Raw genomic sequence first — 18,198 nt, 5'->3', positions numbered from 1 at the left:
GATTACCCCTATCATGATCAGGGCATTTGTTCTCGTAGTTGGTTCGCTTTGGCTTTTGGGTAGTTGTACCCAAAAGGTGGTATGCCCTGCCTACCAAAGCGCCTTTATTTACGATAAGCAGGAACTCCAGAAAAAGTATAGTTATTTCAACGAAGAAGGTGAGCCCAAAGTGCTGGCCAGTGCCAGCAAAACCAAGTACCTGATTGCTGAGCCTACTACTTACAGAAAGAAAAACAGGAGTTTACAAACCGTGGTTATGAAACCGGTAAATCCGGTTGTTCCTGATTCTTTGTTGATGGATGACCTTGCCGTAGCTTCCGATCTTGACCGAGCCGCGCGTTCGGTTATTGACAGCACCTACATTGTGGATGTTGAGCCCCGCGATTCTACTGCTGTAAAGGAAACAAAATATGTGATCAGTGTTGATCGGGAAGTGCGTGTGTTAAAACACACTTACCCCGATAGTATTCATTACGATTCAGTCACCAATCGTTACGATCGGTTTTATGTACCCGGTGTTCCGGTTAAGCCAAATTACCACGTAAAAGAAATTGGTTTCAACGTTGAACAGGATAACTACATGTGGTACCTGCGCGATGTGTTGGTGTTACCGGATGTGCGCCTGGCAAAAGAAATAGGGGAAGCTAAAAAATCAGCGAAAGCCGTTAAGAAGGAGAAGAAGGGAGTTAAAGGTTTCTTTGGAGGTTTATTTAAGAAGAAAGATAAGAAGGCCGATGATGCATCATTGGATCAGCAAAAAGTTTCGGCTGATATGGATGAGTATAACTTTGATGAGTTTGACGATGCCTCGCGCGATACAGCATCAGCGAAAAAGCCGGCACCGGCAGCGAAGAAGAAAAATGGATTTGCAGTCTTCCAGAAGAGAGATAAACCGGCCAAACAAAAGGCCGAACCTAAATCTAAAAAAGCTGACACACCACCTGCTAAAAAGGAGGAGGACGAGGATGACGGGTTTTGATTCCATCAGAAGCCATCTCAAAAATACACTGTCATTTCGAGCGGCTGCGGAGCAATCTCAATTTTACTAAGACGCAAAGGTTTAGTGGTTGAGGATTAATAGCAGCGAGGAAAAGCAGCGTTAATCAAACAGCGTTAGGTTTCCGTGCTGGTCGGCCGGAGGGGTTGGAATAATGAGGGAGGGAACATCTGTTTTAATTTCATTGATGCGAGGCGATACCGGGTACAGGCTCAGTTTATCAGCAGGGTAGGTTAACAACTGGGCTACGATATGGGTTTCGGTTGCTTTGGAGTCAAGCCAAACTTGTTCACTTTGTTTATTGAGGATAACCGGCATCCGATCCGTAATACGGTTTACGGTTTCATTGGCAGCAGTGGTAATGATGGTGAACGTGTGTACCATGGCCCCGCCTTCGTCTTCAAATTCTTCCCAAAGCCCGGCAAATGAAAAAACATCCTGATCAGTAATAAAACGATAAGGGATGGCCGTTTTCTTTCCGAGCTTTTTCCAGGCATAGAACCCATCGGCAGGAACAATACACCGGAATTTCATCAAGGCTTTTTTCAGTACCGGCCGCTCCAACAAGGTTTCAGTGTGCAGGTTAATAATACGTTCACTCAGTGATTTGTTGCGTGCCCATTGTGGCGGACGGCCCCAATAAAATAACGACAGGCCCTGCGGGGCGCCACTGGTGATTACAGGTAAGAGTTGGGTAGGGGCTGCGTTGTACCTTGCCGAGTAAAATTCCGGTACATCGGCTGAAAAGCGCTCAGCAATTTTTTCGGAGGGGGCCGTTATGCTGTACCGTTCAATCATGCAGGTTTGTTGCGTAGCACAAGATAAGCATTTCAGTAATGATCAGGTTATTGAGGGGTACTTCTTTCGTGCAGGAATGCGATCGTGCGTGCTTCCGACCAATAGATACCCTTCGTATTGAATTGTGCAAAACCAACATGCCCACCATGCGTTGGGGCTTCGAACTGAACAAACGGGTGATCCTTTAATAGGGTTGATGGAAAGCATTCAGCGCTAAGAAAGGGGTCATTCTGGGCGTTAATCAACAAAGTAGGTATGGTTATGTTCTTTATAACCCTAATAGCACTTGATTTTTCGTAATAGTCGATGGCATTTTTAAACCCGTGCACCGGCCCGGTAAAATGATCATCGAACTCCATTAAGGTTTTTATTTTATCCAGCCCCCGTGTATCCAGACTGGTTATCACTTTTGATTTTTCCATTACCTTTTTTTTGAGACTGCGCAGAAAGCGTTGGGAGTAAATCCAGTTGCCCGGTTTAGAAATTTGGATGCAACTGGTATGCAGGTCAACCGGAACGGAAATGACAACCGCCTTATGGAGCAGGGGCGTGCAGGTTCGCTCTTCGCCCAGGTATTTTAACGTCAGGTTTCCACCCAGACTAAAACCGATCAGGTTTATTTCAGTGAACCGACCAAGCTGCACAGCATGTTCTATCACCGTGTGAAGATCATCCGTGGCCCCGCTGTGGTAAAAGCGCAGTTGCCGGTTCATTTCACCACTGCAGCCCCGGTAGTTCCAGGTAAGTACATCATAACCGTTTGCAAAGCATTGCCTGGCCATGCCTTTTACATAAGCCCGTTCTGTATCGCCTTCCAGTCCATGCGAAATGATAACCAGTTTGTTTGAATTTTGTGTAAGCCAATCCAGGTCAAGAAAATCATCATCGGGTGTGGTAATGCGTTCGCGCTGGTAAGGGTGTTGAAGGTTAACCTTGCGTACCAAAGCCGGGTAAATGGTTTCGAGGTGGGCGGTGAATAGGAGGAGAGGAGGGGAGTAATTCAATTTTAGATTTCGGATTTTAGATTTTAGATTTTTGATTTGATAATTTTTTCTTGGATGTGGTAATACTTGATACAACTATAGATAGAAGTTCGTTTCCTTCTTTTATGAGTACATCTGTTTTAGATTTTACATCTGGTTCTAATTCGGCAATTAACTCCAGGAAGTAAATGGATTCATCGGCCTCTTCTTCAACAATTTTGAGCTTATTGATAAAGTCAGCCATAGATTTGGCGCGACATGCTGCACGGTAATTGGCACCAACTGAACTCGCACAACGAATAAGCTGTTTTGAAAAAATATTTAGCGCAAGGGTAGGCTTTAAATCCTGACAAAATTTAACAACATCAATAGCAAATCTTTTCGTTCTGGTCTTTAATTCTTCTGATGTCATAGTATTTATTTAAGAATTGAATTTCTAAAATCCCAAATCTACAATCAACAATCTAAAATAAGATTGAGGTGTCCCAAATGGTGTTCGCCATGCCACGCATATAAGGCAATAAGCCGGTTAAGCGGTACATACTTACTGGTTTCCGGATGGAGAAAACTTTTCTGAAGATCATCAGGGGTTAACCCACGAAGTAGTGAAATCCATTTTGCATGCAAGGCCTTTAACAATGCCACAGAAAGTTCCGGGTCCAGTTTTGTCTCCGGGGTTTCGGCCCAGGCTTTTTCATCATACGCTTTTATGAGCGGTGTGTTTTCGGTGATCATCCACTTGCTCCGGATGTAGGCATTCATGTGGCTGTCGGCTAAATGATGGATAACCTGACGACCAGTCCACCCACCCGGGCGGTATGGGGTATTCAGCAAAGCCGGTGTAAAGTTTTGCAGGCAAGCCTGGATTTTATCCGGCAAGTGTTGAATGATTGCGATATTCTCTGCTATTTCTTCCGGGGTGTAGGTTGGCTTTGGAATAAATTTTCCGATGGGGTATTGAAGGTTTACCTCAGGCATGGGCTTCTTCCGGGTCAGGTTTTTTGAGTTTGTTTTTCTCTTTGGCTTCCTGCCGCTTTCGTTTTTCGCGGTTTCGTATGCGGATGTTTACCATTTCAATCAACAACGAGAAAGCAACGGCAAAGTAGATGTACCCTTTCGGGATGTCGTACTCAAGTCCTTCCAGGAAGAGCATGAAGCCTATCAAAATTAAAAAGCCCAGGGCCAGCACTTCCATAGACGGGTGCTTGCTGATGAAGTCACTGATCTTGCCGGCAAACACCATCATAATACCAATGGAAATAATGACGGCAAAAATCATGAGCAACACTTGCTTGGTAAGGCCTACTGCAGTAAGGATTGAGTCGAAAGAAAAAATAATGTCGATTAAAATAATCTGAAGAATAATACCGCTCACATTCACCCGAGGCTTCATTGTTTCGGGTACTTCATCTTCCTCCCCTTCAATTTCATGGTTTATTTCGCGCGTGCTTTTGGCAATAAGAAAGAGGCCGCCAAACATCAAGATCAAATCGCGGCCGCTGAAGGGATGTTCTTCATGGATGTATTTATAAAGAAACTCAGGTGTAATGTCGCCTAAGGTAAACAGCGGCTCGGTGAAACCAATTACCCAGGTTATGCCCAGCAACAACACAATGCGCACACCCATGGCCAGCATAAGGCCGAAGTTTCGGGTACGTGCCCGTATCTCAACCGGCAGGCGGTTGGCTACAATGGAAATGAAAATGATATTATCAACACCGAGTATGATTTCAAAAAACGTAAGGGTTAACAGTGCCAGCCAGGTTTCGGCATGCAAAAAGATTTCCATTGAGCGGGGGTCGGTTTAGGGCTTAAAAATAGAGTAAGTAAGCATGACTAGCAATGGGGCAAAAAGCATTTTAAGGGTAACTGTTTAAACTGTAAAAAATTGATTTACAAAGTTTTATACAAATTCAAAATCAAATTCCGGATTTGTGGATTTCACCAAATATTTGGTAAGTAAAATCCATTATTTTTCATGCATCACCATCACTTTCTTCCGCGCTATTCCCTCAGGTGCCTGCACGCGCAGGATATACAACCCACCTGAAAGTTCGCTGGTTGCAATGGTTTTTTGCTGTTCGCCAATACCAAACTGGCCAGCATAAATTTGTCGCCCGTGGGCGTCCACCATTACTATAGGCACAGTTGAACGGGCTGCTTGCGGCAGTACAACGTTTACTTCATGGTTAGCCGGGTTTGGGTAAACCTGTATGCTGGCGGCAAAGGTGGGGTCTTCGATGGAGGTTGTTATATCTGGCTCCACCGGACTATCAAAAATCTGTGCTTGTAAAACCTGTTGGTTTCCAGCGCTTATAGATTGCACAAAAACAATGATAGCGCTGTTTCCAGAAATAAGCGATACGAGGTTACGGTCGCTCCAGGTTACCTCCGGTATAGCAATGGATTCACCCGGATCCAGGGTATGATTTAACAGAATACCGGCAGCATTGGGTAGCAACTGCCGAACAACATTTATAAATGGATTGACATCTTTTTCAACAATAGCCAGGAACGCATTGGCTCCTTGTAAGGATAAGGTGGCTGAAGTTGTATTGGTTATTGAAGCGTTGATTCTAACAATACTTCCATCTTTTACTGGTGGGTAAATGTCTATCCTTATGGGTGAAGGCTCAAGTACACGGTTGTCATACAATGTTTCAGCCCATTGCGTGGCTACTCCTGTTGGATTAAATAATCCATCAATCCGCAAGGTTGGCGCGGAAGTTATGCCGTAAAATGCCGTGCGTGCATTGTTAATAGCCGGAAATAATTGATTTTGCGGATCAGTGCCTGGGAAGTTTGTGTGAAATTGCATTTTGATAATTTCACTTGAACCGCCAGAAGGAAATGTATTAAACATTTGATTGTGTGCGACTACATCCGGGGCAGCGGAATTGGTAAAGTTTTCAACCAGTACGTTTCGATTTCTCTCACCGATAAAAACATTATCAAAGGAAAACCCTTCACGGGTCCCTGTATTGGTACTGGAAAAGGCAATCCTGAAAACAACTCCAGACCCACCACTTAATTCATCAAGTTTGTGTACAACATGTCTCCATGATTTGTACCGGCCATCCTCCTGATTACCGGACCACCCGTAGTCGAATTGACTTTGATTACCCGGTTTGCTGGCAATACCTTGTTGCTGATACCAATTGATACCCGAGTTTACAGTACCGATAACAAACCAATCATTGTCATTTAAAATATCGCCACTCAAATTATACTGAAGTACGGCTCCATCAATACCCCCGGGCGTATCGGCCCAAACATCCATGGCTATTACGGGTCTATTTGTTGCAAAACTATAGCATTGGCTTAACACCCATGATTTCTCCAATGGATTGTATAACCCTGTGCGATTGGTAACCCAGGCATTGCCTGTGCCCGTCAACGAAGAATCCCTTGAAATTACGGCACCGGCCGGAATACCAAATTGCCAGGAAGAGTTAGAGCCTCCATTAATCCACCCATCAGCAGTGGTGTTAAAGTTTTGCTCGTAGGAAGTGGTGGAATTTATGGGGTCAAAAGTAGGTACAATAAAGATTGGTTTTTGAATGGTGTCCCTGCAATTGGCAAAAGTCTTCACAATCAGTTGGACAGAGTCTCGTCCAACAGAATTATATGTCGTAGCAGGCATCTTTCCTGTTCCGATGATTGAAGCAGATAGAGTATTGGTTTTGTTAAAATCCCAGGTATACGTCTCAATGGATGCATCGAGGTTAGGGTTGGTAGTGGCATTGAATTGAGTGGGTGTTCCTAAGCAGGCATTTAACCAGGAGAAATTTACATTTGGTACCGGGTTTACAAAAATAGTTTGTTGTGCAGTAACCGTACATCCATCCGATGTTGTCATGGAATACCGGATTGTTTTCGAGCCAACCCCGGTATACTTATGCTCTAAATCAAAATATGAACCTCTTGTCCGGCCACCATGAAGGGGTACAGGCAATGAACCGATCCCTTCGGTAATAATATCCCCGTCATCAAAGTTCCAACCAGTGGACTCTATTGTTGATAAAGCACCAACTGGAGTGATTTGCGATGTATTAGTTATGGAAACAAAAGTATTATCACAAATATCCCCAATTGTTAAAGTGGGGTTAATGCTTGGAAAGACTGAAAAATTCCTAGTTGTAGAATTTGAACAATTTGTTGTGCCATCAACAAAAGTGTATGTTATCGCGTAAGCCTGGCCAGGAATAAAAATTGCACTAGACGGAACAAGTTGGGCTTGACCTGTTGTAAGATCGATATCTGTCAATCCTGGCGCACCTGTTCCGCTCCACGAAGCGCCTGAGCCACTTGGGGAGGCAACTAAGCGAATAGGCTCCGATGATTTACAAATATTGGTGATGTCAGGAGAAATGCTAACGGATGGTAAAGGGTTGATTGTCGTGGCTACTAATCTGCCATCGCTTTGGCAAAAATTAATAGTTTGGGTAACATACCGTGAGTAATTACCCGCTGACGCAGAGCTTATGTTTAAATCGATTGCTGTAGCATTCTCCGGATCAGCAATTGGATTAATTTGCCCAGTCAAATCTGGATTAAGATACCAGCGTACGGTTGCAGTTGGCGAGGAAGTGGTTACACTATATGGGGTGATCGTTTCATTTAGACAATAGGTTGGTGAAGCAGCGAGCGGGGCGATAGGCTTTTCCCGGACAACGATATCCACACTTGCCACCGGACTCTCGCAACCATTTTGAAAACGCGATACGTATCGCTGAAAGGTTTGCGTTGAAACGACCGTGTTGGGAACTAAAAGCTGCGTTGGGTTAACGATATTGACTGTAGGTGTATAAATAGTATTTGGGTCTGGTGTATTAGGCCCAAGGGTTCCGTACCATCTAAAAGAATCACCACCTCCGGTAGCATTCAAATTTGTAAATGGATCTCCGGAGCATATTGGTGCAGGATTGGAAATACCCGGGGGAGTAGGATTTGCATAAACGGTTATCGAAACTGGAACAGTGGCACTTTCGCAGCCGTTAACTGTTTGCGTCATATGCTTGGTAAATATACCTGCAAAGTTTTCATCAAGCCCCAGTTCAGCAAAAGTAGGGCGGGCAGGATTGGTTATACCTGCAATCGGTGAACTTGGGGGTGGACCACCATTGTTGTACCAATTTATTGAGCCAGTTCCATTCACCTGCACCCTGTTAGCGCTAATGTTATCTGAAACACAGTATGAAGGAAGCGGATCGAATCCGGGTGCTGCCGGATTTTCAAATACTCGGGTTGAACCCCATGTAAGGAGTGATTCAAAGACACCATTAGTTGCAAAAATGTCAACGAAGTATGAGCCTATTCCAGCTAATGCCGGGTTTAACCGATAGGTTTTGGGATTACTGGCCGGTATTTCAATAAAATAGTTGGGATAGTTGACCGGATCGGCAATGTCCAAATAACCGACTCCTATTCTAAAAAGCCGCATTCTGGTATAGGTAAACCCGGCCGGAATTACTAGAGGATTATGGCTTAAGATTGCGCTCAAACCCCCAGCGGTGCAATAAAACGGCTCAAGGTTATTAACGATTACATTTGAAGCAAAAACATTTACTTGCATGGAGGTACTACCGGAACAGTTATCTGCACTTGTATGTGTATACGTTATGGTAATGGGGTTATTTGCCGTTCCGGCTATTTGAGGTGAAAAGTAATATTTCCCATTTGGGAAAAGGCTCACCCCAAGTCCGGTGAACACACCACTTCCATCTGAGGGAATTGCTGATGCCGCCAATTCGTATGGGTTCTCTGTATTGTTAAATTGAGTTCGAACATTGGCGTCTGTTCCTGACGGGATAAACGCTACCGCAGGTACCGGGTTTATATTTACAATAACGCTACTGTTAGCGGTATTTGAAAAGTTGTCGGTAACAAGCAGGTGATAGGTAATTGTTCCTGTCCCAGGTGGTGTTACAATTGGATTTGGGTTAGTACTGGTAAATCCCGCAGGTGTTGAAGTCCATGAATAAGTAAATACTCCTCCTCCTCCAATAGCCGGAGGATCTCCTCCTAATAAAGTACTTTGACCGGAGCAAATAGATCGGTCTACACCAGCATTTGCAGATAATGCAATAACGTTTAATGTAACAGTATTTGTTAGGTCTTGGGCGCTGCAACCAGTTCTGCTAACCCTTATCTTAAATTGATATGTTCCCGTGAGGTTTAGTGTGCCTGTATTAAAAATTCTATTACCATTGTTTCCTGTTTGGGAGGCGCCAATGTTAGCTTCTGGTGCCGGAACATACCCCACAGGTGCTGCTGTAAGTACAAGTTGGTAAGAATAATTGTTGTCTTGAGTTGTTCCTACTGTAATATTAACACTGGAGTTTTGTGCTGGATTTGTTGTGGTTGGTGTTACCGAAATGCCTGTGTTAATGGCAGGGTGAACAGTCAGATTTGTTGCAGAGTTTGTACTAACCAAGTCACTATCGTTGTTCCTGATAGTTATCGGGCCAGTGGTAGCTCCGGCAGGGATGGTGAATGTAACCGAGCTACTGGTGTAACCGGGCATTATGTTGGCTGGTGGAATGGCTACGCCATTTATAGTAATCGTTGGTAAAGCATTTCCGGTGACAGGGTTTCCGGTGCCGGTAAACCGCGCTCCATTAACGGTAACATTGTTGCCGATACAGGTAGATGTTGGAGTAAACGTAGTAATGCTAGGTCTGTTCTCCGTGGTAAAGGTTATGCTTTGTGCGGTGGTTGCATTGTCGTTGCTGTCTTCAACCGGGTTAACCTCAACATAGTAAACCTGATTTGGCAAAAGTGTTGCCGTTGGGTTTAGGGTGATTATAGTGTTGGTGACATTGATGGAACCAACAAAATTTACGGTAGGGCCGGCATCCCCGTTTTCCTTTAATTCAACCAGCCCACTTTCAATATCTGTACTGGTAATTGGTGAATTGTCGAGTTTGCGAATGGGTTCATCAAATGTGATGATGATATTGCCAACTGTTGAAAAATTTATAGAACCATTAGCTGGTTGAAAGGATATGTTGGGTGGCGAAGCATCCACAAAAGAATAATCTATACCGGTGATGGTTGCAGCGCCAGGTGTTACAGCCGGACTGGTGAATGTTATACTTGCTTGGGTAAATGAAGGTTGGGTGGCTGGAGTAGCAGCGTTTACCGCTGCTTCAACATTAACCACAATAAAATAATTGGTGGTGCCTGCCCCCGAGAGCACATCGCTTATTCCCGTAAATTGAAGTTGTGCGCCCAACGTGCCTGTATTAATACTGGCATCCCCTCCAAAAACCGCATCAGCTGATTTGAATATCCTTGGGTTGAGAAATTTACCAGAGGCTGTTGAGGTAAGCGAAACCGTGAGTGCATTAAAGGTGGTAGGTCCGTTGGTAGTTATAGAAAAGCCCAGTATAGCCTGGTTGGTTGCACCACTGTTCAATGGGCTTGCAGCAATGTTACTTCCTGGCCCGGAGATTTGAGTCAGCGTAACGATTAGGGTAGTAAGCACAGATGCTGTTGGTGCCGAGCCATTATTCAAATAGTTGTACGTTTGCGCATCGCCTCCATTATAATTAAAAGGAACAATTGTGTAATGGTACGTTACTCCCCCTTGCAGGCCAATATCGCTGTAACTCGTTGCTGATGCGTTTGTAGTAGTAATCAACGTTGCGCCATTGAGTGGATTGGGGGGTGCGGAACCATCGGTTAACCCGGTGAGGTTCACTGCACTTGCGACTCGCCTGTAAATCAAATACCCAATGGCATTGGTTAGCGTATTAGCTGCATCAAAAGCAAGATCAATAGTAGTGGCACCGTTCAACGTTGCCGTGAAGGTTGTGGAATGCCCACTGGGTTCTGTAGAAAGCGTGAAGGCGGAAGTTGTGGGCGGGGAATCGGTTTTGTAATTGGCGTTACCCGCATTTTCGCGGTAAGGATAAACCCTGAATTCATATTGGCTGGCGGGGTCTAACCCAGTAACGGATAAATTATTTATACCAAAACTTAGGTTAGCGGCAAAGTTATCATCCGACCAGTCGGGGTCATCGGGCACAATCGGCCCATCGGCAACAGCGGTAAATATTCCTGCCGGAAGTTTACGGCCAACAACAAGGTAAAATTCAGGTGCCGGTGAACCAGTTGCGCCTGTCCAGCTTAATGAAATTGAAGTTGTACCTGAGGTGGTTGCTGTTAATCCTGTTACATGGTTAGCTGGTTCTGATTGCGACCAACCGGTAACTGATAATGTTGTAAGTAGAAGAATATAAAAATAATGTAATCGTTTTGTCATAGATCAATTTTTTAACTCTCCGTTTCGATCTGTCTTAATTAAAAATATAGAGGGTACGTTACTGAGTGTATTGGTGCCACAAATCAATAATCCGCCATCTTCTGTTTCGCGTATGGTGCTTACCGTTTCGCTGCCGGTGCCGCCAATGGTTTTTATCCAAAACATATTTCCCTGCAAATCAACTTTTACTAACAGGATGTCGTTCAACCCATTTCCTTTCTGTGGGTTGGTGGTGAAATGCCCGGCCAATACAAATCCTCCATCGGAAGTAGCCGTGAGGGCAGTACCATAATCCTGGATATCCGAGGTGGTGGCCTCTACACTTCCGTCTATTGCATCAAAGTACTTTACGCTGGAAGAAGAAATTTCGCCTTGGGGAGTGACCCGAAAGAAGATCATGTTGGCGTTGGAGCCGTTTGGATTGGCGCGTGTGCCTACAACACCAAAACCAACATCTCCAATGTTCGGAAGCTTTGACGGTTGAATATCATTAGGCCTCAACGATTGGGTTGTTGCAGTAGTTATACCGAGTGAACTGTTCTGGGTGAACACTGAACCATCCTGAATAAAAGGGATGGAAGCGTACGAGAAATCAAAGTTTTGTTGCTCTAAGGCTATGGAAGTAGCCCAAACAAAATTTCCGTTCAGGTAGTGAAGCGATTTTGCATTCCGGTAGCTGCGTTGGAGCGCAGCATACTCAAGATAACCCTCTTCTATGGTAAGGGTGGAATTGAAATATTGAAGGTATGGGCGTACCGGTGCAGATAATGACTCCTGGTAAGTACCCAGAACAACAACTTTATTGTTTGGCGTAATGGTAACCGATACTCCGCTATAATCAGTTTTGATAATATTAGTTGTTTCATCTCTGCGATACAGGGTTTTAATGCTATCCAAATCGTTACTGATGTGCAGCATACGGGCAGATATTATATCGATGTTATCGGTTTGCGTTGCACCGGGGTCGGTTTTAATGCGTTCGCCTACAATGATGTAACCTTGGTTATTTGGCAACGCTTTAATGGCATTGCCTGAACCGCCCTGATAATATCGAATGGGCGTAGTGCGGTTTCCCCGTTTATCGGTTTTGAAAACAACTGTTAAAACGGAGTCGCGGGCGATAGTCATATTACCCAGCACAATGTAACCGTCATCGGTAAGCTCAGCTGCGGTTGCCTCAATGCCCTGGATGCCGCTGTACAATTTGATGAAGGTTGTGCGTTCGGAGAGTTCGGCATTCTCCATGTTGGTGCAGGCGGCAATCAAAAAAATGAATGCTATGGATAGAGATGATCCCAAAAATCTTGTTGTCAGCACGGGAACTCGCAATGACGTGTTTTTCATTTTTGAGATGATTTGAAGAATGTATTTCATTTTTTACGGGTGATCTTTTGAGGGTTGTGTTTATTGAAAATGTAAGAGCCTGCAAGAGACAAGGAAGATTGTTTAAAAACCGGATCGGCATAACCGTAATCCAGTGCCAGCGATTGATTGGCAAAAGCCGTTTGGGGGGTACTTACGTTGGTAAGCCCATGCGCATACCTAACTTCAAATACAATAAAACCAGGACCTACCGGTAGTTTAACACCAGCAGCGGCCAAAGCACTTAAGTTGATGCGTTCACGGTCCAGGTCAAGCCCGCGTTCGGGCACGCCCGGCTGATCGGTGCGTTTACGTTCAGCTGTTAGTTTACTGCTCAACAGGTAATCGGTTGAGAAGCCCAGGGCAATGTATGGATTGAATTTCTTGTCCATGAACTTGTACTCCAACGTTACGGGCAACGATAGTGCTGTTTGTGATTCAGATCCTTCGAATTCATTCAATAGTTTTTTGTCCGGCTCTGCCGGGTTTGTACCCCTGTCCTCGATTTGAAAGATTTCAAACCTTCTTTGCTGGTACAGCAGTTCGCCATGAAGGGTCCATTTTTTTGTTTGCCTGAATAACGTTATGGGTAAATCCATGGCTGCGCCAAACTGAAAGGCAACGGCTTGCTTAAACCGGCTGTCTTCCGCCAGTTCAACCACGGTTACCAACTCTTTAATATTAGGTTGTGAAAAATTTACACCAAGCCGCACGCCAATGCGGTACACCGGATCTTCGCGAAACGAGTTGTATAGTGCTACAAATTCAGCCGGGTCAACATCCGGGTTGGGGCGATAGTAAGGATCGGCTTTTTTAAGGCTAAGCATGGCGGCATCGGCCTTTTGTGGTTCTTCCAGGTAGATGTAGCTCATGGTGAGGATTTTCAGTGCCTCTACACGAAGTTGCTTTTCCTCTTTCGCGAAGCCACCTTTTTCGGAGGGCTCCAGGCAACTCTTTAATTGGGCCTCAATCTCGTGCAGGCGGCCTTGTTCGTAAGTTGCCCGTGCCAGGCGCAACGTTTGTGCGCATTGCGACCAGGCATGTAAAGCAGTTCCGGAGAATAGAATAATCAGTAGAAGTCTTTGCATAGATTAATTCGTTCCGGGTTTAAAATTTTTACAAGTCGATTCATAATCCAAATCCTTACCCACGTAAGTAGCCCATTCATCGGGTGTCATGTCACGCTCGATAAATTCCTTGCAGAGGATGTTGGACATTGTTGAAATTTTTGTTGGATATGCGCGAATACTTTCTTCCGTTTCAATAGCGCCTAAGCGGACACGCTGGCTACTGCTTTGCAAGCCCACCATCAGTTGTTCGTCATCCGGTGAAAATGTAAGCGACCAAATCCAGTCGGTGTGGTCAAATAATCGAATGGGTGGTTCGGTTAACCGGTTTACATTCCATATCCTAACGGAACGGTCTTTACTGGCTGAGGCAAAGAAACTGCCCGCGTGGTTGTAGACGATTTTTTCGATAGGGCCATCGTGCCCCGGCAGATTACGCACGAGTATATTGTTTCGCACAATACGCAACAAGCCGGCTTCATTACCGACAATCAATTGATTTTCGGTTGGGTGCCAGGTTACGGCCGTGAGGCTTCGGCCAAGATTTTTTACTTCTGTAACCGTAAAGTTGTTGGTTACGTCCCATATGTACAATGTTCCGTTATCGCCAGCACCGGCCAATTTTTTTCCATCACCGCTTAAGTCGATAGCGTTTATTTTTACCGGAGCTTTAACAACTTCTTTTGCCGTGTTAAAGTCGGCCAGCTTTATACTCATGCCACCGTTATCGCGGGCAAATAAACCCTTGCCATCGGGTGTGAAATGTACATCCTCAATGTTGTAAGTAAAGCCGGTGATTTTTTTGGGCTCTGCTTTCATGTTGTTCAGGTCATACAATTCAATATAGTTGTTCCGATCATCAAGGGTGTATAGTCCGGCTGCTGCCAGCCTGGTTTCATCGGGGCTGATATCCATTGAGTATACCTGGTAGTTGGGGCGTTTCACTTTGTCAACCAAGGTTTCGCCTTGCCATGAATTATTACGATGAGCCCACCGTATAATTTTGCCATCGCTTCCACCGGAATATATATGTTCATCCTTGCCGTGGGTAACCAACGACCTTGCTGCCCCGAAATCATGACCTTTTAAACTGGTTGTAAGGGGGTGCGGGTTGGCTTTACCAGCTTTATCGGTTTTGTTTTTTAATGCAAAATAAAGTCCGTTGTAGATGTCGGTATCAAATTCATAGCCATCGTTATTTGTATTAAAGTAATAAGCCTGTTGTGCCAGCAGGGCTTCCAGTTGCAAATCACTGCTGAGGGTTAGCGATTGCAAAGCCATGGCCTTGGCCTGGGCTACGTAGCGCCTGCGTGTTGCATCGGCCCGGGCAATATTGGCTTTTTCTTCATTGGCTTTGGCTAATTTTTCATTGGCCAGGGCAGTTTTTTCATTGGCTTCCGCAAGCCCTTTTTGTCTCCTGGCCTCAGCTTCCTGTTTTTTGGCCTCTGCTTCGTTTTCCTCGGCCTCTTTTCTGGCTTGATCTGCCAATAAGCGCTGGGCTTCTTCATTTTTGCGCGCGTCTTCGGCCTCAACCCTACGTTGTTCAGCTTCTTTTCGTGCAGCTTCAGCGGCTAAATAGTTTTCTTCGGCACGGGCACGTTCGGCTTCAGCGCGGTTGAATTGATCTTCAGCTTCTGCTTTTTGAATAAAGGCATACACCAAAAATAGAAGCGCAATTACGGTGAGTGTACCAAACACCAGGGCGGTAATCCTGGCGCGTTGCAGTTTTCGCTTTTGTTCCAGTTCGCGAATGCGCTGTTCAGTCTCGAATTCTTTCTTGGAGTATTCCAGAAAGATCATGGTGCGCTCGAAGGCCGGGTTGTACCGCTGCCCCCAAACTAAAGTGGGTTTATGTTTCGCTAACCAGTTCAGCGCCAATTGCAAATCGGGCGGGCGCCATAAGCCGGCTTTACCAACCTGATATTGTGCCGATGCTTCGGCCAACCGCAAATACATTTGCACAGCATCGGCTTCATCATCCACCCAGTTTTTCAACCGCACCCAAATCCGCATTAAACTTTCATGCGAAATATCCACCATGGATTTTGAAGTAAGTGGTGTGCCGTGTGCTGGGGTGAGCAAGGAACGGCCCGGTTCGCGGAATTTTTCTATTACTTCGGCAACATCCTGTTCGGAGCAATCGGCAATGGCTGCAATTTCATTTAAGCGGGTAGGCCTTCGAATACCAAAGTTTTCGCCCCGTTTTTCCGTAATGGCCTTAAACATTATTTCGCATATGTGCTTCTGCGCTTCGGTAAGTTCATCATAGGCTTCGTTGGCGTGCATACTCAACGCCTCGGCCATGGTGCCTATCGCCTCGTAGTGCTTTAAGTCAACCTGTTCTTCTTCGTAATCGCGGTAGTGGCTCCAGTAGTCCCATGTGCGCATGAGGGCATGTTGCAGAATGGGCAACTGATCTGGATTATCCCCAAGATCATTTAGTAATTGCTGCACCAATCGCGAAGTAATATTAGCGCCACCTACGGCTACAGGCCCCTCAATGGCCCTGCGTTTTTGTTCGCGGGTCAATTGTGGAATGAGGTAGTGGCTATCATTTATTTTACGGGTAAGTTCAGGGAATTGCGCACAGTCGCCAATGAAATCCGAACGCATGGTTATGGCAACATAGATGGGCGCATCCGGATAGTTCACGGCCTCCATCAGCAGGTTAACAAAGGCCAGTGTTTCGTTTACGGAATTCGGATCGGTGCTGTCTTTAAAGCGGAAGAGCTCTTCAAACTGATCGACCAAGATTAAGTAATTCACATCGGCCGACCTGCGCGATTGCTCAACCGCCTCAACCAAACCCAATGAACTGCTGCGCAGCAGCGTTGAGAAGATGGTGCGTTTTATTTTTTGTTCTTCAACTTCGGCATTCAAATATTCCTGGTTGTTCTTTAATAATGATTCGGCCAGGTTGTCAATAGGGCCAGCACCGGGACGGGTAACAATTACTTCCCAGTTGGGGCTGGCATCGGTAAGAAAACCGCCATAAAGGATTGGTAACACGCCACAATAAATAAAGGAAGACTTACCGCTACCGGAAGGGCCGATAACGCCAACGAAGCGGTTCTTGGAAAGTTTAAGGAGCACTTCATCACTCTGGCCCTCCCGGCCAAAGAACAAATGGCTTTCTTCGATTTTAAACGGCCGTAATCCTGGGAAAGGATTTTGTACCGATACCTTTTCGTCAACGTATTGTGGCATAAACGTTTTGATTAAGGGTGGTATGAATGTTAAGATTTATGCGTTCGGTTTTACACTTTTATTTTTAACCATTAAACTCTTCCAACAACGACTTTATCGATTGGGCTGTGTCGCGCGGGTCTGCCTGCACGATGCGCAAATTCTGGTTCTTGAAAGCCTCCAGGTTTAAGCTGGCACCGGTTGCGGCAAAAACTGCTTTTCCTTTTATCGGCTTTTTTCTTCCAAAGCCCGGGGCTTTAAGCAAATCCAATACTTTCATACGCACCCATTGATCGTTCACCTTTCCTTTATAGATAATGGCTGCATCGAAGTTGCGCAGGTTGTCGATATGTTTTTGGCGGAGGTCCAGCAGTTCGCCTTCGAAACCCGGCATAAGCACTTTGTAACCACTTTTTTCAATCACTTCGATTAACGGTTTTACCTCGTTATGGTCAACGCGGTCATGCACCAGGTAAATGGATTTTCCACCGGTATCATCCAGGGTGCGTTTTTCATCCGCTTCCATTAGTTCTTCGCGCATAATGTTTTTGAAATCCTCCAGAGGCGTTTGTAAAATCTCCGCGCCTTCCTGTGCTTCGGTGTCACGCTTAATGTTGTCAATGAATGCGCGCTGCCGTTCGCTGGCGTTGATCAGCAGCGGGCTTATCCAGATGAGGCGGGTGAATTGATCCTTGCTTACTTTCTGGCTCTTTTCTGCTGCAAACCGGTTTTGCAATTCAACAATGGAGCGGTCGGAACCATCGGGTATTTCGCCATAAGCGCTGCCAATTAAATGAATGGAAAGTTGTGCATCTTCCAAATCCTTTCTTACTGCTTTTTCCAAATCGTGTATGTTGCCGGGCAGTGTTTTGGTTGGCGTTACAATGTAACCATGGCGCTGAAGTTCACGCTTGATGATATTGCGTTGTACAGATAAATCGTGCCCGGTTTCGGCCAGGTAAATGGTTTTGCGTTTAAAAATGTTTTTTACTTCGGTTTTCGTACCGGTTTCTTTTAGTTGGATGAGGGTATCGTAAATATCATAGGCTAAATCCACCATCTTCATCCAATACTGTCGCTCGGCTTCAGAACTGAAATAGTCTGAGTACTCGCGAACCTCACCGGTTTCGGTATCCAACTGGTACATTTCATAACCGATTAACTCGCGTAAGCGAGGGGGTTGCTCCTGTACAGATAAGGGATTCTTAAAAACTTTAAATACCCGGTTGCGATTTTGCCCGCTGGCTTCCGCTGCCTGGTAAAACGTTTCCAGGTTATCAAGGCACTGACCGGATTGGATAAAATACGGAGAAAGGATACTCACCAGGGTAGCGGCATTGTCCAGCTTAGGTGAGGCCATGTTATCGTACTCGCTCTTGAGTAAAATGTTGGGTTTCGACCCCAGCACTTGCGTAAGCATCAGGTCGAGGAATTTCTTAAACTGGGTTACCCAGCCCTGTTGGCCCTGCAGTGTTTCATTATCTTTATCCGAGAAAATTATAAGTACATCAACTTCAAGCTTCATGGTTGGGGTGG

The 18,198-nt window shown here is 45.3% G+C and carries 11 protein-coding genes; 1 reads left to right on the top strand and 10 read right to left on the bottom strand.

What is annotated here, in order from left to right; translation table 11 throughout:
- Positions 1 to 13: 13 nt before the first annotated feature.
- Positions 14 to 979 (top strand): hypothetical protein, encoded by a 966-nt coding sequence (locus KIT51_13535; protein ID UYN85882.1) that lies wholly within the window; start codon positions 14 to 16, stop codon positions 977 to 979.
- 120 nt (positions 980 to 1,099) lie between these two features.
- On the opposite strand, the gene KIT51_13530 is transcribed toward KIT51_13535, so the two are convergent.
- The 10 genes from KIT51_13530 to KIT51_13485 all read right to left on the bottom strand — a co-directional run bounded on the left by KIT51_13530 (position 1,100) and on the right by KIT51_13485 (position 18,187).
- Complete coding sequence (locus KIT51_13530; GenBank protein UYN85881.1) at positions 1,100 to 1,795, bottom strand: SOS response-associated peptidase; 696 nt, start codon at positions 1,793 to 1,795, stop codon at positions 1,100 to 1,102.
- Between the two features lie 47 nt (positions 1,796 to 1,842).
- Entirely contained in the window at positions 1,843 to 2,799 is a 957-nt protein-coding gene (locus KIT51_13525; protein UYN85880.1) for an alpha/beta fold hydrolase, read from the bottom strand.
- A 16-nt stretch (positions 2,800 to 2,815) separates the two neighbouring features.
- Positions 2,816 to 3,190 (bottom strand): four helix bundle protein, encoded by a 375-nt coding sequence (locus KIT51_13520; protein ID UYN85879.1) that lies wholly within the window; start codon positions 3,188 to 3,190, stop codon positions 2,816 to 2,818.
- 44 nt (positions 3,191 to 3,234) lie between these two features.
- Entirely contained in the window at positions 3,235 to 3,756 is a 522-nt protein-coding gene (locus KIT51_13515; protein UYN85878.1) for a putative metal-dependent hydrolase, read from the bottom strand.
- Positions 3,749 to 4,567 carry a TerC family protein gene (locus KIT51_13510; GenBank protein ID UYN85877.1) on the bottom strand — a complete coding sequence of 273 codons (819 nt, stop codon included), beginning with the start codon at positions 4,565 to 4,567 and terminating at the stop codon, positions 3,749 to 3,751. The genes KIT51_13515 and KIT51_13510 overlap by 8 nt, the downstream gene beginning before the upstream one ends.
- 180 nt (positions 4,568 to 4,747) lie before the next feature.
- Complete coding sequence (locus KIT51_13505) at positions 4,748 to 11,047, bottom strand: Ig-like domain-containing protein (GenBank protein UYN85876.1); 6,300 nt, start codon at positions 11,045 to 11,047, stop codon at positions 4,748 to 4,750.
- Between the two features lie 3 nt (positions 11,048 to 11,050).
- Positions 11,051 to 12,391, bottom strand: a complete 1,341-nt coding sequence (locus KIT51_13500; GenBank protein ID UYN85875.1) for a hypothetical protein — start codon at positions 12,389 to 12,391, stop codon at positions 11,051 to 11,053.
- 26 nt (positions 12,392 to 12,417) lie between these two features.
- Positions 12,418 to 13,497 (bottom strand): PorT family protein, encoded by a 1,080-nt coding sequence (locus tag KIT51_13495; protein ID UYN85874.1) that lies wholly within the window; start codon positions 13,495 to 13,497, stop codon positions 12,418 to 12,420.
- A 3-nt stretch (positions 13,498 to 13,500) separates the two neighbouring features.
- Positions 13,501 to 16,683, bottom strand: coding sequence for a High-affnity carbon uptake protein Hat/HatR (locus KIT51_13490; protein ID UYN85873.1), 3,183 nt, complete (start codon positions 16,681 to 16,683; stop codon positions 13,501 to 13,503).
- A gap of 64 nt (positions 16,684 to 16,747) precedes the next feature.
- A complete protein-coding gene (locus KIT51_13485; protein ID UYN85872.1) occupies positions 16,748 to 18,187 on the bottom strand; it encodes a hypothetical protein in 1,440 nt (479 codons plus the stop codon).
- Positions 18,188 to 18,198 lie beyond the last annotated feature (11 nt).

The sequence above is a fragment of the Cyclobacteriaceae bacterium genome, assembly GCA_025808415.1.
GTDB lineage: Bacteria > Bacteroidota > Bacteroidia > Cytophagales > Cyclobacteriaceae > UBA2336.
This window is presented reverse-complemented; position numbering and strand designations above follow the sequence as displayed.

What these genes read in the sequence shown, in the direction of transcription:
- KIT51_13505 (UYN85876.1), bottom strand. Translation starts at nt 11,047, where the DNA reads ATGACAAAACGATTACATTATTTTTATATTCTTCTACTTACAACATTA.
- KIT51_13535 (UYN85882.1), top strand. Translation starts at nt 14, where the DNA reads ATGATCAGGGCATTTGTTCTCGTAGTTGGTTCGCTTTGGCTTTTGGGT.
- KIT51_13510 (UYN85877.1), bottom strand. Translation starts at nt 4,567, where the DNA reads ATGGAAATCTTTTTGCATGCCGAAACCTGGCTGGCACTGTTAACCCTT.
- KIT51_13490 (UYN85873.1), bottom strand. Translation starts at nt 16,683, where the DNA reads ATGCCACAATACGTTGACGAAAAGGTATCGGTACAAAATCCTTTCCCA.
- KIT51_13495 (UYN85874.1), bottom strand. Translation starts at nt 13,497, where the DNA reads ATGCAAAGACTTCTACTGATTATTCTATTCTCCGGAACTGCTTTACAT.
- KIT51_13485 (UYN85872.1), bottom strand. Translation starts at nt 18,187, where the DNA reads ATGAAGCTTGAAGTTGATGTACTTATAATTTTCTCGGATAAAGATAAT.
- KIT51_13530 (UYN85881.1), bottom strand. Translation starts at nt 1,795, where the DNA reads ATGATTGAACGGTACAGCATAACGGCCCCCTCCGAAAAAATTGCTGAG.
- KIT51_13500 (UYN85875.1), bottom strand. Translation starts at nt 12,391, where the DNA reads ATGAAAAACACGTCATTGCGAGTTCCCGTGCTGACAACAAGATTTTTG.
- KIT51_13515 (UYN85878.1), bottom strand. Translation starts at nt 3,756, where the DNA reads ATGCCTGAGGTAAACCTTCAATACCCCATCGGAAAATTTATTCCAAAG.
- KIT51_13520 (UYN85879.1), bottom strand. Translation starts at nt 3,190, where the DNA reads ATGACATCAGAAGAATTAAAGACCAGAACGAAAAGATTTGCTATTGAT.